Here is a 16,329-nt window from a genome sequence, read left to right on the forward strand (position 1 = left end):
GGCCGGACTACGATGCGAGGGCCATGCCCACAGCCGCCGCGGCAAAGCCTGCAACCAGGTTGGCGCCGACATTGAGCACGGCGGCACCGAACCGTGACTCGCTCACAAGCCGGACCGTTGCCGTCGTCCAGGAACTGAAGGTGGTCAGCCCGCCGGCCAGACCTGTCGCGACGGCGCTCTGCCACTCGGGCGCCATGCCGAGTCTTCCCGTGATCCCGATGGACAGACCGATAATGAGGCAGCCCGTGACGTTAACCACCAGGGTGGCCCACGGCCAGTGCCGGGGCGTGCCGTCGCCGGCGCTTCCGCTGATACCGGCGCGACCGGTGCGTTCGGGGCGACTGCCAAGACCGGGCCGCCACGTGTGGTGGGCAAACCAGCTGTCGACGGCGAAACGCAACAGGGCTCCAGCCACACCGAAGACTCCCACCAGGACAGCACCGGTCACGGGACTGCGCCCATTACGAAGCCACCCGGTCAGCCATGAGCCGGCCTGTTCGCCAGCCTCCGGCCGCAGCGCCCAAACCTAGCAGCAGCGACAACCCCAGGTAGACAACCCATACCGGATGATCGCCGGCCCGCGCCAGTTGGTCAATCGAAAAAACCACCGCCGAAAATGTGGTGAAGGAACCCAGCAGCCCCGGTCCCAGGCCGGCCCGGAGCCAGAAGGCGGTGTGCGGCCGGGCGATCCACAGGGTGGTGAGGGCAGCCAGGACGAAACTCCCGGCAACGTTGATGCCCAGGGTGGTCCACGGTACGGCTCCGGCAGCGTCGGGGAAGGCGAGCCCCAATCCGTAACGAAGCTCAGTACCAGCCAATCCGCCAGCCGCCACGGCAAGCCAGGCGCGCCAGTCCGGCATGCCGGAGCTTGTCACGCAGCCGCGCCTGTCATTCAGCAGTGCCCAGGGTACAACCGTCGTGCGGGTGGTCGCTGTGGACCCAAAGCGCGGCCGTCACTTCATCGGCGAGGTCAAAGTCCTGCGTCTTGCCGGCGTTGCTGATCCGCACCACCAGGGCCCCGCCGAAAGGCTTGCGGCCCAAGACCTGAACATCTGCATCGAGGTCGATTCCCTCGGCTGAAAGGTAGCGGAGCAGGTCCGGATTCTCGTCGCTGATCCGGGTGATCCGGCCCGTGTGCCCGGTGTCGAGTTCACCAAGCAGGTGCGCCTCGGGCATGAGGACTGCCCCGTCCGCCGTCGGGATCGGATCCCCGTGCGGGTCACGCTGTGGGTCGCCCAGTTTTGCCGCCATACGCTCAATAAAAGTGTCCGAGACGGCATGCTCAAGGAGTTCGGCTTCGTCATGGACTTCGTCCCAGCGGTAGCCGAGTTCCTGCACGAGGTAGGTCTCAATGAGCCGGTGGCGGCGGACCATGGACAGTGCCAGCCGGATGCCGGCGGCTGTGAGGGTGATGGCGCTGTACGGTTTGTGGTCCACCAGGCCCTGGTCCTTGAGCTTGCGGACCATCTCCGAGACCGAGGAGTTGGCCACGCCGAGGCGCTGCGCCAGCTGGGAGGACGTGATGGGTTTGTCCTGCCACTCCGTGAAGCCGTAGATGACCTTGACGTAGTCCTCGATGGAGGAGGAGGGGGCGCTGGTCTTCACGATTCCAAGCCTACCCGGTGGTCCGCGGCGCTCACGCCTTGCGGGCCCGCCACGTCAGGGTCAGGTACGGCAAGCTGATGTCGTCTCCGGCGTTATGCCCCAGATGCTCGTGCAGGTACCAGTCGAGGTTTGCCAGGACCTTGCTCCGGGTGGCTTCGCCGGCACGCAGATAGTAGCTGCGTGACTTTGTCAGCTCCATGATGTCCGACGTGCTGAGGCAGTCCTCCCAGCGGGTCACATGGCTCTCAAGGCCCTTGAATTCCGGCCCCACCACTGGCCGGAAGCCAGGTTTGTAGACGTCGCCGGCATGCATAATGCGCGACATCCTGTGCACCCACGGCACCGACGTGTCCAGCTGGTTCCAGATCAGCCCCAGTGTTCCGCCGGGGCGGAGGATCCGCGCCAGTTCGGTACTGGCGGGCAGCGGATCGCACCAGTGCCACGCCTGGGCAACGCTCACGACGTCGAACGCTGAGTCCGCGAGGCCGGTGGCCTCGGCTGTTCCCTGGGTTGCCGCGACCGCCGGGTAATGGGTCCGAAGCTGTTCGAGCATGTCGGGGGACGGGTCCACAGCCGAGACGGCGAGGCCGCGTTCCAGGAGTAGTGCGGCGAACTTGCCGGTGCCGGCACCCACATCAACGGCATCGCGGGCTCCTGCCGGGACCAGCCAATCCGCGGAATCACCCGGGTAGCCCGGACGTACGCGCTGGTAGTGTTCGCCGCCGTCCTGGAAGCTCTGTCCGAGCTCCAGGCGGCGTCCGTGGTCGAGCTTTGGGCCACCCCGTGCCACGTGCGGCCTCCTTCAGCTGATGTCCATGGGTATCCTTCGAATTTACCGCATGGCCGGGCAGCGTCAGTCAGTGGCAGGGTCAGGGGCCGGGCTCAGTCGTCGAGGCAGGGAGCCGCGCCTGCGGTTCCGGGCGTGTTCGGTGCCCAGGCCGGATAAGTGCGGGTGTCGTTGGCCGGAACCCAGCGGCCGGAATCCACCACGTAGTCCCAGCCCAGGCCCGTGCGGCGGAGCTGTTCGAGGCCGGCGAGGAGCCGCTGGGCGTCTTCCAGCCGGGAGCCCACGCCGAAGCTGGCGCGCAGTGATCCCGACGGGAGGCCGAGTCGCTTCAGCAGCGGGTGCGCGCAGAAGCGGCCGTCCCGAAGGCCCACGCCGTGCTCGGCCGACAGATATGCGGCCACCAGTCCGGCGTCGTAACCCGCCACCGAGAAGTTCACTACACCGATGGTGCCGGTGCCGGGGTCGGTGTCCGAGAAGATCTGGTGGACGGTAACGCCGTCGATGTTCTGCAGGCCTTCCACCAGATGGGACCTGATGGCCGACTCGTGGGCGTGCCAGCGGTCCTGGTCCAGTGATGCGATGACCTCAGTGGCGCGGGCCAGTGTGGCCGCACCAAGGACGTTGGGTGAGCCCCCCTCGTGGCGGGCCGGGCCGGTGGCCCAGCTGACGCCGTCGAGCCTTGCTTCGCGCACGGCGCCGCCGCCTGCCAGGTGCGGAGTGCCGGCGTCGAGCCAGTCGGTGCGCCCCACCAGGACTCCGGCGCCGAACGGTGCGTACAGCTTGTGGCCCGAGAAAGCGAGGTAATCGACGTCGTCCGCGCTGATGTTGATGCGTCGGTGCGGGGCGAGCTGGGCGGCGTCCACCACGATGCGGGCGCCGTAATCATGGGCCAGCGCAGCGAGGGCACGGATCGGGAGGATCTCGCCGGTCACGTTGGAGGCGCCGGTGACAGCGAGCAGGCTCACCTGGCCCTGCTGAAGTTCGGCACGGAGTGCCTCGATGGTCCCCGCGATGGTGGGCGCGGCCACAACGCTCCGGTGCGGTACGCCCTGCCACGGCAGCAGGTTGGCGTGGTGTTCGATGTCCAGGTAGAGGACGTCGCCGGCAGGACGGCCGTCTGTGTGCGGCAGGCAGCCAGCGAGCAGGTTCAGCGAGTCAGTGGTGTTGCGCGTGAAGATGACGGAATCGTCCCTCCGCCCGCCCACGAAGTCCCGGACGATGTCGCGGGCGTTTTCGTAGACGGATGTGCTGATCTGTGACGCATAGCCGGCACCGCGGTGGACACTGGCGTAGTACGGCAGGATCTCGTTGAGGTAGGCCGACACCACTGAGAGGGCGGGGGCGGATGCGCCGTAGTCAAGGTTGGCGTACCGGACGTGCCCGCCCTGGATCAGCGGTGCCTGGATTTCCGCGCCGGTGACGGCGGACAGGGGGCGTCCTGCAATGGCGGCCAGTTCGCTGGAAAGAGCTGTGCTGTCGGGGTTCTGGATGGCGGGGGAGACGGTGGCAGTTGTCACGGAGACCTCACTTGAATAGGACTCCCGGTCCCGGGAATCCGCGCTTGCCGGGTCCGTTCCGGACCGGCCTGGTCGTCACCCGGGGCACCCCACCGCGAATGGAGGGTTGCCGGCCAGCAAACCGGGGTTTAGCGCTGGCACTCGTGACCTGTTAAAGAGCGTAGGACATTGCCGGGGCAGCGGAAAAGCCCGGCCGAATGTTAAGGACTTTGTTACGTGCATTTCGGCATCCGCATATTTGCCGAAGATACAACGGCGGGCACCCCCTTCAGGGGGCGCCCGCCGTCGATAATTCGGCAATCTGATCTAAAGCAGGTCGTCCAAGCCCGGGTTCAGCCGCTTGAGGACCTCGGAGTGCAGGATCGAGTTGGTGGCCAGCGCGTTGCCACCGAACGGACCATCCTGTCCCTCAAGCGACGTGAATCGGCCGCCGGCCTCCACCACGATGGGAACCAGGGCTGCCATGTCGTACAGGTTCAATTCGGGCTCGCAGGCAATGTCAACGGAGCCTTCAGCCACCATGCAGTAGGACCAGAAGTCACCGTATGCGCGCGTACGCCAGACGTCGTCGGTCAGGCCCAGGAACTCATCCAGGTTGCCGCGTTCCTTCCAGCCGCCCAGGCTCGAATAAGACAGTGACGCATCCGCAAGGTTGGACACATTTGAGACGCGGAGCCGGGTTGCCGCGGCGAGGGACCTGCCCATGTAGGCGCCGGCACCCTTTGCGGCCCACCAGCGCTTGCCGAGCGCGGGCGCACTGACTACACCCACGACGGGTTCGCCCTCGTCCACGAGGGCGATCAGGGTGGCCCAGACAGGGACGCCGCGGACAAAGTTCTTGGTGCCGTCGATCGGATCGATGATCCAGCGGCGGGAGCCGTGGCCCGAGCTGCCGAATTCCTCACCGAGCACGGCGTCCCGGGGGCGCGAGCGGGACAGCTGGCCTCGGATGGCTTCCTCGGCCGACTTGTCCGCGTCAGTGACCGGCGTCAGGTCTGGCTTGGTCTCGATGTGCAGGTCCAGCGCCTTGAAGCGGCTCATGGTCTGGTCATCCACGGAATCGGCCAGCACATGGGCCAGGCGCAGGTCATCGTTGTAGCTCGAAGCGGGTTGGATCATGTCTCCAAACTACCGTCTAACGGCCACGCGGGCGGGGACGTCGGCCCTAGGCCTCTAGCCTATGCTGCCCAGTTCCTTGGTTTCCTGGCCCACGAGGCGGGGATCGGTGCCCAGCAGCCGCCGCAGGGACGCGAGCCGGGCCGGGCCGGTGGGGCCCGCGTGGCCGGCAGCCACCCAGGCATCCACTCCGCAGTTGACGGCCGCGGTGTTGTGCTTGCAGCCACGCTCGCAGGCATCCGTGCCGGGCTCCAGGTCCGGGAAGGACCTCAGGATCCGGTCCGGGTCCACATGGGCGAGGCCGAAGGAGCGGATGCCAGGGGTGTCGATGATCCAGCTTCCGGCGGGAGCTCCCGTCAGCTTCAGGGCAAGGGCCGACGACGACGTGTGGCGGCCGCGGCCCGTCACCGCGTTCACGCCACCGGTAGCCCGTTCGGCCCCGGTGAGCGCGTTGACCATGGTGGACTTGCCCACGCCGGAATGACCCAACATCACCGAAACCTTGCCCACGAGGTGCGCGCGGAGCTGCGAAACCGCATCACTGTCCAGGCGGGCCGAGAGGCCGTCGTCGGAGCGGGCATCAATACCTGAGGCCTCGGAATCCGACGTGCGGCTGATGATCACCGGGAAGTCCAGGTGCTCATAGTTGGACAACAGCTCCGCGGGATCCTTGACGTCCGCCTTGGTGACGAGCAGCAGCGGCTCAATGCCGGCGTCGTACGCTGCCACCAGGGCGCGGTCGATGAATCCGGTGCGTGGCTCCGGGTTCGCGGCGGCCACCACCACCACCAGCTGATCGGCGTTGGCCACCACAGCACGCTCGATGGGATCCGTGTCATCTGCGCTGCGGCGCAACAATGTGCGGCGGTCCTGGATCCGGACCAGCCTGGCCAGGGTGTCGGGCTCGCCGGAGACGTCCCCCACGAGGGAAACGAAGTCGCCGGCCACCACGGGGGAACGGCGCAGTTCACGGGCCCGTGCGGCAATGATGATCCGCTCATCGCCCGAGTCCTCACCCACGACGGCGGTGTACCGGCCGCGGTCCACGGTGATGATGCGGCCCGTGACGGCGTCGTCGTGGCTGGGGCGGTCCTTGGTGCGCGGCCTGGAGCCTTTTTTGCTGGGTCGGACCCGGACGTCGGACTCGTCCCAGGAATCAGTGCTGCGAGCCACCGCTGGAACCTTCCGTTCCGGCACCGGACTCGGGGCCCTGTGCCAGCATGTCCGCCCACATCTGCGGGAACTCAGGCATGGTCTTGGCAGTGGTGGCGATGTCCTGCACTTCGATGCCCGGCACGGCCAGGCCCAGGATGGCTCCGGCCGTGGCCATTCGGTGGTCCGCGTACGTATGTACCACGCCGGCGCGCAGCTTGGCCGGGCGGATCACCAGCCCATCGCTGGTTTCCTCGGCATCACCGCCGAGCCGGTTGATTTCGGTGACCAACGCTGCCAGCCGGTCAGTCTCATGGCCACGCAGGTGGGCGATGCCGGTCAGCCGCGACGGTCCGCTGGCCAAGGCACACAGTGCCGCCACCGTGGGGGCGAGCTCGCTTGTCTCGTCAAAATCCGCACCCTGGATCTCGGGTCCGCCCGTCACGGTCAGGACGCCATCAGCCAGGCTGACTTTTGCGCCCATTTCCGGGAGGATGCTGCGCCAAAGATCTCCAACCTGGGTGGTGCCGGTGGGCCAATTCGGGATCCGCACCGTCCCGCCGGAAGCCAGGGCCGCAGCCAGGAACGGGCCCGCATTGGAGAGGTCCTGTTCGATGCGCTGATCAAAAGCACGGATGGGTCCCGGGGCCACTACCCAGTGGTTGGGGACGGAATTGTCCACAGACACACCCACTCCGCGCAGGACAGCCACGGTCATGTTGATATGGTCCAGGCTGGGCACCGGCCCGCCCGCATGTTCCAGGTGGAGCCCGTCGGTGAACCGCGCACCCACCAGCAGGAGGGCCGAAACAAACTGTGATGACGCGCTGGCGTCGATCACCAGGTGGCCGCCGCGGACTTCCCCAGTGCCTTCAACGGTGAACGGCAGTGCGGAGGGGGTCCCGCCGTCGTCCGCTGTCAGGTCCACACCGAGCGCTTGCAGCGCCTCGATGATGGTGCCCATGGGGCGCTTGCGGGCGTGGGGGTCACCGTCGAAAACGCTGGCACCCTTCCGCAGCGCCGCGAGCGGCGGCACGAAGCGCATGACCGTTCCCGCCAGGCCGCAATCGATGTGCGTCCGTGACGACGGTGCCTCCGGGCTCAAGGGTATGACTTCAAGGTCCGGCCCAAACGCGCCGTCGCCCGGCACCTCGGTAATGGTGGCGCCCAACTGGCGGAGGGCATCAATCATCAGGGCAGAGTCGCGCGAATGCAGGGGCGCCCGCAGCCGGGACGGGCCGTCAGCCAGTGCGGCCAGGACAAGGAACCTGTTGGTCAGGGACTTTGAACCCGGCACCGTAACCGTGGCATTGATGGGACGGTCGGCAAACGGCGCGGGCCAGTACGGGACGGCGTCGGCGGATCTGGTTGAGTCGGTGGCTGCAGGCGGGGTGGAACCGGTCATCCGTCCTTACGCTCCCGTTGCATGCTCTACTGCGCGGCGCACGGCCTTGTCCGCCTTGTGGATCTGCTTGCCGGTGGTCTTCTTGGCGCCGGCCGCGGTCTTCCGGGCATCGGCTGCAAGGTGCTCGGCACGCCAGGCCAGGCCCGGCTTGCCGGCGGTATCCACGGAGGCCAGCAGGGCGCCGCCACTCAGGGAAACGTTCTTAAGGAGCTGGTTCCGGCGCGCTTCGCGGCCTTCTTTGGTGCTGATGTCCGCGCTTCGCCATTCCACAAACGTGTTAAGAAGCGAGATGACGGTCAGCAGGGTCGCCGAGAGGCGGCTGAACTTGCCCAGGCCGAACAGGACGCCGGCACCCACCTGCGTGCCGCCGATAACCCGCGCCAGCATCTTTTCGTCAGCCTGAAACGGCAGGGAGGCGGCGGCCTTCTGCAGCAGGGGTGAGAGCTGCGTGGCGGTGTCGTCTGCGTTCTTGAGCTTATCCAGCCCGGCGATAATGAAACTGGAAGCCAGCATGGGGCGGGCGAGCGTGCGGACAAAGGACATGGGTTTCCTCCTGGGTGGACGAACCGCGTCGAATGCGGCGAAGTCCGTTCTAGTCTTGCACTTTTGAGGAATATTTGCCTGCCGCCGGAGGTTATGAATTGCGGGTCCGTCGAACAGCGGCCGGCCGTGGGGATGTCCGGCCAGATATTTACCTGGCGTGAGTTGGCCTGACTCATATTCGCCTGAAGAGAGTGGAGTTGCCCTTGAGGTTACTGAAGGACGGACTGGAGACGTCCGGCCCCGTAGCAATGCAGGCTCTGGAATCCGATCCTCCGGAGTACGGTACGCCGCGTGCCAAAGCCGTCACAGTAGACTTGAGCGCAATGAGTACCGTTGATCCGGCCGTTGAGGCCACGTATGAGGCCTCGCGACGCAACGAAAAACGTGGCGGCGATGCGCAGTCCGATGCGGCTGCGTCCGGGTCTGGCCAGAAGGAACCTGAAACCGAGGCGGCAGCGCCGGAACCTGGGGCGTCCGAGCAGGCCGTGGACACCGCCACTGAGACAGCCGAAGAACGCCGGATCCGTTTCGAGCGCGACGCCATGCAGTACGTGGACCAGCTCTACTCGGCTGCCATGCGCATGGCCAGGAATCCCTCAGACGCTGAGGACCTCGTGCAGGAGGCCTACACCAAGGCGTTTTCCGCTTTCCACCAGTACAAGCCGGGTACGAACCTCAAGGCGTGGCTGTACCGGATCCTGACGAACACGTACATCAATCTTTACCGCAAGCGCCAGCGCGAGCCGTTGCAGTCGAACTCGGACACCATCGAGGACTGGCAGTTGGCCCGGGCGGAGTCGCACACATCCCGCGGCCTGCGGTCCGCCGAGGCCGAGGCACTGGACCACTTGCCCGATTCGGACGTCAAACGGGCGCTGCAAGCCATTCCGGAGGAGTTCCGGCTGGCCGTGTATTTTGCCGACGTCGAGGGCTTCGCGTACAAGGAAATTTCGGACATCATGAACACGCCCATTGGTACCGTGATGTCCCGGCTTCACCGCGGCCGGAAAATGTTGCGGGACCTGCTGGCGGACTATGCCGCCGAACGAGGATTCAAAGGCGCCGTCGAATCACAGGACACGGCCGCGACCACAAAACAGGAGAACAGGAAATGAACGACTGCCAGGGATTGGGCGACTGCGATGACGCCCGGATGCAACGGATCTACGAGTACCTCGACGGAGCACTGACCCGCGAGGACATCACGGAAATCAAGCACCACCTTGACGACTGTCCTGAATGCACCGAAGAGTATGACCTGGAGTGCGTCATTCGCAACCTGGTCAAGCGGTCCTGCACCGAGGCTGCGCCGGCCAACCTGAAGAACGCGATCCTGGACCGGATCCACTCAATCCGGCCCGTGGACGCCTGACCTGGGCGGACATCCGCCCGGTGTGGCGGCCTGACACCTCATTGCAGGCATAGACGAAGGACCCCGGAAGCCGAGTGGCTTCCGGGGTCCTTCGCTTAAACCGATACTCCAAGCATTTGCTTAGGCGTTGGGGCGCTTCCCGTGGTTCGCGCCGCCACGCTTACGGTCACGACGTTTACGTGCACGCTTGCTCATAGCTGGCCTCCTTAAATGTTGTTACTCAAAAGAGCTGCCCTCAAGTCTCCCACACCATGGGACACGCTGCGAAACGCGAAACGCCTCCCGTAAACAACGGCGACCTGCGGCTTAGCCCGGCAGCGAGTTGCGGATGGAGATGCGCGCCTGGTCCAGCACGGTCCTGACGGTTTCCAGGGTGACGGGGCTGAGTGGGTGCCGGCTGGCTTGCAGGCGAAGTTCCACGCGGAGATCGTCCCGGAACGCCTGGAGCAGCATCTCGGCTTCCTTGAGTTCGCGAACCCCCTCGGAGGGCTGCCGGGTGCCAACCTTCCTGAAGTCGGCGGCGCGGGCCGTGGACCGGGCCGCTTCGGCGGTGGCGGCCAGATCGGCACGCAGCCCACGCATATTGGCGCGGATGTCCGCGCGCAGGTTGTCCGCCAGCCGGCGGACCGAGGCGGAGATGTCGTTTTCGACGCCGGCGAGTTCGTCCCGCCGCTTGTTCAGCTCCGCGAGCCCCGCCTCCGTGATGCGGTAGTTGGTGCGGCGGCCCGCTGACTCGGTGGCCACGAGCCCCTCCTCCTCCAGCTTCCCCAGGCGCGGATAGATGGTTCCTGCGCTGGGGGAGTAGGTGCCGCCGAAACGCTCACTGAGCGCCTTGATCAGTTCATAGCCATGCTTGGGCCCGGACTCCAGCAGGGCCAGAAGGTACAGCCGAAGCGCACCATGGGCGAACACCGGGGGCATTAGTGCCCAGCTTCCGGCTTTTGTGTTTCCTCGTTCCGGGCCGGCTGTCCGTGGAAGATGGACGTCTTGCCGGAAACGGAGTTGGTCCGGACCAGCATGAGCTTGCCGTCAGGGCCGGCAATGGTTTCCACCTTGCCGCCGGGTTGTGAGTACTGATGGTCATCGATCACTACGACGCCGCTGGCTGATTTCGCCACGATGTCCACGCCGACGTCATGGGGCAGCCGGATGGTGACGTCGCCCGAGACGGAATTGGCGCCGAAGTCATTGGTGAAGCTGAGCAGGTCGAAACTCAGGTCACCGCTGACGGTGTTGGCCCGGATGTTGGTGAACCGGCCGGACGCTGTCACCTCGCCGGAGACGCTCTTGGCGGTCAGGACGCCGTCGTGGTTCCGGGCGATGACCTCGCCGCTGACGGTGTTGACGTCCAGTTGCCCGGACGTACCATCTGCCATGACGGAACCCGAAACGGTGTTGAGCCGGGTGTGGCCGCTGACGCCGGAGACCAGACCGTCCCCGCTGACCGTGCCGGCTTCCACGTCGACGCCGGCAGGCACGGCGATGCTGATGACTGCCGAATTGTTGCTGTTGTGGTTGACCGTGCCCATCAGGTTTTTGAACCAGCCCTGCGGGCCGTGGAGCTGGTGGCGGACCTCGAGCCTTCCCTCGGTCAGCGAAACGGCCACGGGATCGCCCTGAACCTCGTTGATTTCCACGCGGGCAAAGGAATCGCCGTGCGTGACGACATCGAACCTCCCGCGGACCATGCCGAGCTTCAGGGACCTGACGTTATCGACGTCAATGACCTGCGGGCCGGTGACGGTCCAGTTGTTCTCTGACATGCATCCTCCAAGACCGCGATATATCGTGACTGACTACCTCAAGATACAACGCGGCCGGGGGCGGGTCAAGATATATCGCGATACAGCCCGATGGAGGTTGCCTTGAGTGCGGGAGGGTTAGCCGAAAAGCGACGTTAGGTGAGGGAGCGTTCGGGGGTGCTACTCGGGCGCGTCCATCTTCAGCCACTGGAACCAGCCACGGTGCAGGACAAGCCACGCCATCAGCCCATACCCGGCCTGCCCGGGAGTGCCGTTATTAGCGGCGAGGTCCTGCCGCCACTGTTCGTGGTTCAGGAGCGGGGAGAAGGTGTCCACGTACAGGTGCTTACGCCGGGTGGTGACGTCCGCGAAGGCGGTGTTCAGCTCGGCAAGGCGGCGGTTCTGGGCAGGATCCAGCGTGGGGGGCGGCCCCACCACAAAGACTTCGATCCGGTTCTGCGACGCCGTATCGAGGATGTTGGCCAGGTTCAGGCGGCTGCGGGCCGTCGAGAGGCCGAACTCGATGTCGCGGCCCGAAAGGCCGATCACGAGGCGGTTCTCGTGGTTGTCACCGAATCGGCGGCCGGCTTCTTCCAGCCAGCGGGCAGCGAGGCCCTCCGTGCCTTCCTGGGGACAGGGGAGGGCGTAGCTTTCCATGGCCAGGCCGTCCTGCGGAGTGCGGGCCAGCACGCGGCCCAGCCAGCCGAGCGCCCTGGGATCGCCCAGCCCGGCCAGCAGTTCATCTCCAACAGCTGCGAGCCGCAGCTTCCTGTCTTCCACAAGTCCCTCTTAACGTCCGTGCCGGCTGTTGCCAGTCGGCGTGGCTATGGTCCATCCCATTAAACAGAACTGCCCGGCCGGAGTCTGGTATTTCGACGTCCGGCCGGGCAGCCACTGGTACTACTTCCGTGCAAATGCCTGCTTCAGGAGCGTATCCTGCTCGGCGGCGTGCCGCTTCATGGAGCCGGCAGCCGTGGAGGCCGAGGCAGGCCGCGACACCAGGCGGACGCGCCGGTCCAGCGCCTCCGGGAGGTGCAGGCCCATAAACGGCCACGGTCCCTGGTTGGCGGGCTCGTCCTGTGCCCAGACAACCTCGGCGTTCGGGTACTTGGCCAGTTCCGCCGCGATTTCCTCGTGCGGCAGCGGGTACAGCTGCTCCACGCGGACAATCGCGGTGGTCTTGTCATCGGTCTTCTGCCGGGTGGACAGAAGGTCGTAGTAGAGACGGCCGGATACCAGCAGTACGCGTTCGACGGCGTCTGCGGCCAGTTGCTCATGGTCACCGATGACGGGGCGGAAGGTGCCGTTGGTGAAGTCCTCCACGGACGAGGCGGCAGCCTTGAGGCGCAGCAGCTGCTTCGGCGTGAAGATGATCAGCGGCTTGCGCGGGCGGCTGTAGGCCTGGCGGCGCAGAAGGTGGAAGTGCGATGCCGCTGTGGTGGGGTTGGCGACGATCATGTTCTCTTCGGCGCACATCAGCAGGAAGCGTTCGATCCGGGCCGAGGAGTGGTCCGGGCCCTGGCCTTCGTAGCCGTGCGGCAGCATCAGGACCAGGGAGGAGCGCTGGCCCCACTTCTGTTCGGCCGAGGAGATGAACTCATCGATGATGGTCTGCGCGCCGTTGACGAAGTCACCGAACTGCGCTTCCCACAGCACCAGGGCATCCGGGCGTTCCACCGAGTAGCCGTATTCGAACCCCATGGCGGCGTATTCGGACAGCAGGGAGTCGTAGATCCACAGCTTGGCCTGGTCGTCCGAAAGGTTGCCCAGGGGCAGCCATTCGTTGCCGTTGGCGCGGTCGTGGAACACGGCGTGGCGCTGCACGAACGTGCCGCGGCGGGAGTCCTGGCCGGCGAGCCGGACGGGGACGCCTTCCATGATCAGCGAGCCAAAGGCGGCGATCTCGCCGAAGCCCCAGTCGATGCCGCCTTCACGCGACATCTGCTCGCGCTTCTCGAGCAGCTGCTTGAGCTTGCCGTGGACGGTGAAGCCCTCGGGGATTTCGATGTGTGCGTGGCCGATCCGTGCCAGCATTTCCGCCGAGATGGCGGTGGAGGCCGGGGCGTTGGTGGCGAGATCGGTCTGCTGGGCGATGGGACGTTCAAGGTCCGAGACGGCGGCGGAATCCGCGGTGATGATCGGGATGGGCGACGTCTGGGCTGCGTGCGTTTCGGCGAAGACCCGCTCCAGGCGTTCCTGGTAGTCGCGGAGCAGCTGCTCTGCCTCTTCCTCGGTGATGTCGCCGCGGCCGATGAGGGCCTCGGTGTACAGCTTGCGGACGGAGCGCTTGGCTTCGATCAGGTTGTACATCATGGGCTGGGTCATCGAGGGGTCGTCGCCCTCGTTGTGGCCACGGCGGCGGTAGCACACCATGTCGATCACAACGTCCTTGTGGAAGCGCTGGCGGAACTCGTAGGCGAGCTGGCCAATGCGGACCACGGCCTCGGGATCGTCACCGTTCACGTGGAACACCGGTGCCTGGATCATCTTGGCGACGTCCGTGGAGTACGTGGACGAGCGCGATGAGGACGGGGCGGTGGTGAAGCCCACCTGGTTGTTGACCACCACGTGGATGGTGCCGCCGGTTCGGTAGCCGCGGAGCTGGGACAGGTTCAGCGTTTCGGCAACCACGCCCTGGCCTGCGAACGCAGCGTCGCCGTGGACCATGATGGGCAGGACCGGGAAGGCCGTGCCCTGGTCCAGGCGGTCCTGCTTGGCGCGGACGATGCCCTCGAGCACGGAGTCGACTGCCTCGAGGTGGGACGGGTTGGCGGCAAGGTAAACCTTGGTCTCGTTGCCGTTTTCGGAGGTGAACGTGCCTTCGGTACCGAGGTGGTACTTCACGTCGCCGGAACCCTGCACGGAGCGGGGATCCTGGGTGCCTTCGAATTCGCGGAACACCTGGGCGTAGGTCTTGCCTGCGATGTTGGTCAGCACATTCAGGCGGCCACGGTGGGCCATGCCGATCGCGACCTCGTCCAGGCCATCGTCAGCGGCGTCGGAAATGATGGCGTCCAGCAGCGGAATCAGGGATTCGCCGCCTTCGAGGGAGAAGCGCTTCTGGCCGACGAACTTGGTCTGCAGGAAGGTTTCGAAGGCCTCTGCGGCGTTGAGCCTGGACACAATGCGCAGCTGCTCTTCACGGCTGGGCTTCGAGTACTCGTGCTCCAGCTGGTCCTGGAACCACTTGCGCTCGTCCGGTTCCTGGATGTGCATGTACTCGATACCCGTGGTGCGGCAGTACGCGTCGCGGAGAACGCCGAGGATGTCGCGGAACTTGAGCATGGGTGCCCCGCCGAAGCCGCCGGTGGGCCACTCTCGGTCCAGGTCCCAGAGCGTCAGCCCATAGGTCAGGACGTCGAGGTCCGGGTGCTTGCGCTGGACGTACTCCAAAGGATCGGTGTCAGCCATCAGGTGACCGCGAACGCGGTAGGAGTGGATGAGCTGCTGGATCCGGGCAACCTTGTTGATTTGGTCTGCGGGATCCACCTGCAGGTCGGGGCTCCAGCGAACGGGCTCGTACGGGATACGCAGCGACTCGAAGATCTCGTCGTAGAAGTTCTGGGCGCCGAGGAGCAGCTGGTGCACCAGCTTCAGGAACTCGCCGCTGCCGGCACCCTGGATGACGCGGTGGTCATAGGTGGAGGTCAGCGTGAGGACCTTGCTGATGGCGTTGTGCGCGATGATCTTTTCGCTGGCACCCTGGAACTCGGCCGGGTAATCCAGTGCGCCGACGCCGATGATGGCGGCCTGGCCCTTGGAAAGGCGCGGCACGGAGTGGACGGTGCCGATGCCGCCGGGGTTGGTCAGGGACACGGTGGTGCCCGAGTGGTCATCAGCGGTCAGCTTGCCGTTGCGGGCGCGCTTGATCAGGTCCTCGTAGGTGTGCCAGAACTCGGAGAAGTTGAGGGTCTCCGCCTTCTTGACGTTCGGCACCATCAGCAGGCGGGTTCCGTCCGGCTTGGGCATGTCAATGGCGATGCCGAAGTTGACGTGGGCCGGCTGGACGGCAACAGGCTTACCATCAATTTCGTCGTAGTAGACGTTCATGGACGGGAACTGGGCGAGCGCCCGGATGACGGCGTAGCCAATCAGGTGCGTGAAGGAAACCTTGCCGCCGCGGGCGCGGGCAAGGTTGGAGTTGATGACAACGCGGTTGTCGATCAGCAGCTTGGCCGGGATGGCACGGACACTCGTGGCCGTGGGGACCTCGAGGCTGGTGACCATGTTGGTGGCAATGGCCTTGGCCGGTCCCCGGAGGACGGAGACGACGTCTTCTTCGGGGGCCGTCGGTGCCTTGACGTTCTTGGGCAGCTGCGCGGGAATGGGCTGTGCGCTGCTACCGGGCTCGGCCTTCTTCGCGCCATCGCGGGCGACCGTTGCGGGGGCTTTTTTGGCCGCTGCCGGGGCGGCGGCGGGTGCTGCAGGCTGTGCGGCCGGCGACGGTGCCGGGGCAGGTGCTGCAGGCGCCGCAGACGGAGCTACGGCAGGCATTTCACGTGTGGCGGGGTTGGCTGCGGCGGTTGCCGTGCTCCCGTTGGAAGACGATTCGCTGCCCGAGTCGAAGGATTCGAACAAAGGCCACCACTTAGTGTCCACAGTGTTCTTGTCCTTTTGGTACTGCTCGTACAGTTCGTCCACGAGCCACTCGTTTCCGCCAAATTCCTCTGGTAGACGGTGGCTAGGCTGCTCTGGCACTTGAATTACGCCTCTTCCATGAGTTTGGTTTTCTCTGGCCGCCAAGGTGCCTTAGCACAACAATCGAACCAGTCTCTGCGTCCTGAACCCGGACCTTTGCCAGTCTAATGAGCATTCTGTGTTAACTGCCAATAACGGTGACCCAAATCATGGAATGACGCAGAGATCACGAAATATGGCAGACCCGGGCCGTCCACGACCACACGGAAGGCGCAATCCGCTCCTGTAGACTGACCTTCTTATGGACAGTAAATCTAGGTGCCGGCCTGGGGGCTGTCAGCGGAACATAAACAACAGTTTCGCGCAGTCCACCCGCAGAGCCGGCAAACCCCGAACACGCGCCCATCACTCTCCCCCGGTTCACTCCGGCGGAGCCCTTAGGGAAACAGCGT

16 protein-coding genes and 1 riboswitch are annotated in these 16,329 nt (G+C 65.6%); of the genes, 2 read left to right on the plus strand and 14 right to left on the minus strand.

All coding sequences use genetic code 11. The features are described 5' to 3' along the window. Positions 1 to 7 precede the first annotated feature (7 nt). The 9 genes from J2808_RS02870 to J2808_RS02910 all read right to left on the minus strand — a co-directional run bounded on the left by J2808_RS02870 (position 8) and on the right by J2808_RS02910 (position 8,125). The gene (locus J2808_RS02870) at positions 8 to 448 is read right to left on the minus strand and encodes a fluoride efflux transporter FluC (protein WP_309811292.1); all 441 of its coding nucleotides are present in this window, start codon (positions 446 to 448) and stop codon (positions 8 to 10) included. A gap of 13 nt (positions 449 to 461) precedes the next feature. Then, complete coding sequence (locus J2808_RS02875) at positions 462 to 860, minus strand: fluoride efflux transporter FluC (RefSeq protein WP_309811840.1); 399 nt, start codon at positions 858 to 860, stop codon at positions 462 to 464. 28 nt (positions 861 to 888) lie between these two features. Further along, entirely contained in the window at positions 889 to 1,605 is a 717-nt protein-coding gene (locus tag J2808_RS02880) for a metal-dependent transcriptional regulator (RefSeq protein ID WP_309811295.1), read from the minus strand. A gap of 31 nt (positions 1,606 to 1,636) precedes the next feature. Continuing rightward, entirely contained in the window at positions 1,637 to 2,395 is a 759-nt protein-coding gene (locus tag J2808_RS02885) for a class I SAM-dependent methyltransferase (RefSeq protein WP_309811299.1), read from the minus strand. A 92-nt stretch (positions 2,396 to 2,487) separates the two neighbouring features. Next, complete coding sequence (locus J2808_RS02890) at positions 2,488 to 3,909, minus strand: aminotransferase class V-fold PLP-dependent enzyme (protein WP_397427968.1); 1,422 nt, start codon at positions 3,907 to 3,909, stop codon at positions 2,488 to 2,490. Positions 3,910 to 3,944: 35 nt separating this feature from the next. Next, positions 3,945 to 4,058, minus strand: a riboswitch (SAM riboswitch). A gap of 157 nt (positions 4,059 to 4,215) precedes the next feature. Further along, entirely contained in the window at positions 4,216 to 5,028 is an 813-nt protein-coding gene (hisN, locus tag J2808_RS02895) for a histidinol-phosphatase (protein WP_309811302.1), read from the minus strand. A gap of 54 nt (positions 5,029 to 5,082) precedes the next feature. Then, complete coding sequence (gene rsgA, locus J2808_RS02900; protein ID WP_309811304.1) at positions 5,083 to 6,198, minus strand: ribosome small subunit-dependent GTPase A; 1,116 nt, start codon at positions 6,196 to 6,198, stop codon at positions 5,083 to 5,085. After that, positions 6,182 to 7,582, minus strand: a complete 1,401-nt coding sequence (gene aroA / locus J2808_RS02905; protein WP_309811307.1) for a 3-phosphoshikimate 1-carboxyvinyltransferase — start codon at positions 7,580 to 7,582, stop codon at positions 6,182 to 6,184. The genes rsgA and aroA overlap by 17 nt, the downstream gene beginning before the upstream one ends. A gap of 6 nt (positions 7,583 to 7,588) precedes the next feature. Then, positions 7,589 to 8,125, minus strand: a complete 537-nt coding sequence (locus tag J2808_RS02910) for a DoxX family protein (protein WP_309811310.1) — start codon at positions 8,123 to 8,125, stop codon at positions 7,589 to 7,591. A 323-nt stretch (positions 8,126 to 8,448) separates the two neighbouring features. Between J2808_RS02910 and J2808_RS02915 the strand changes: the two genes are divergently transcribed. Further along, entirely contained in the window at positions 8,449 to 9,240 is a 792-nt protein-coding gene (locus J2808_RS02915; RefSeq protein WP_397427969.1) for a sigma-70 family RNA polymerase sigma factor, read from the plus strand. Continuing rightward, entirely contained in the window at positions 9,237 to 9,497 is a 261-nt protein-coding gene (gene rsrA, locus J2808_RS02920; RefSeq protein WP_309811314.1) for a mycothiol system anti-sigma-R factor, read from the plus strand. Before J2808_RS02915 ends, rsrA begins: the two co-directional genes overlap by 4 nt. 120 nt (positions 9,498 to 9,617) lie before the next feature. On the opposite strand, the gene J2808_RS22235 is transcribed toward rsrA, so the two are convergent. The 5 genes from J2808_RS22235 to J2808_RS02940 form a co-directional block, all read right to left on the minus strand. Further along, entirely contained in the window at positions 9,618 to 9,692 is a 75-nt protein-coding gene (locus tag J2808_RS22235) for a 50S ribosomal protein bL37 (RefSeq protein ID WP_104061284.1), read from the minus strand. A 111-nt stretch (positions 9,693 to 9,803) separates the two neighbouring features. Beyond that, on the minus strand, positions 9,804 to 10,418 hold the full coding sequence (locus J2808_RS02925) for a PadR family transcriptional regulator (protein ID WP_309811317.1): 615 nt from the start codon (positions 10,416 to 10,418) through the stop codon (positions 9,804 to 9,806). Next, the gene (locus J2808_RS02930) at positions 10,418 to 11,260 is read right to left on the minus strand and encodes a DUF4097 family beta strand repeat-containing protein (protein WP_309811320.1); all 843 of its coding nucleotides are present in this window, start codon (positions 11,258 to 11,260) and stop codon (positions 10,418 to 10,420) included. The genes J2808_RS02925 and J2808_RS02930 overlap by 1 nt, the downstream gene beginning before the upstream one ends. A gap of 159 nt (positions 11,261 to 11,419) precedes the next feature. Continuing rightward, positions 11,420 to 12,019 carry a GDSL-type esterase/lipase family protein gene (locus tag J2808_RS02935; protein WP_309811322.1) on the minus strand — a complete coding sequence of 200 codons (600 nt, stop codon included), beginning with the start codon at positions 12,017 to 12,019 and terminating at the stop codon, positions 11,420 to 11,422. Between the two features lie 120 nt (positions 12,020 to 12,139). Next, on the minus strand, positions 12,140 to 15,937 hold the full coding sequence (locus J2808_RS02940) for a multifunctional oxoglutarate decarboxylase/oxoglutarate dehydrogenase thiamine pyrophosphate-binding subunit/dihydrolipoyllysine-residue succinyltransferase subunit (protein WP_309811325.1): 3,798 nt from the start codon (positions 15,935 to 15,937) through the stop codon (positions 12,140 to 12,142). Positions 15,938 to 16,329: the final 392 nt, after the last annotated feature.

The organism is Pseudarthrobacter sulfonivorans (genome assembly GCF_031454915.1).
GTDB classification, from domain to species: Bacteria; Actinomycetota; Actinomycetes; order Actinomycetales; family Micrococcaceae; genus Arthrobacter; species Arthrobacter sulfonivorans_C.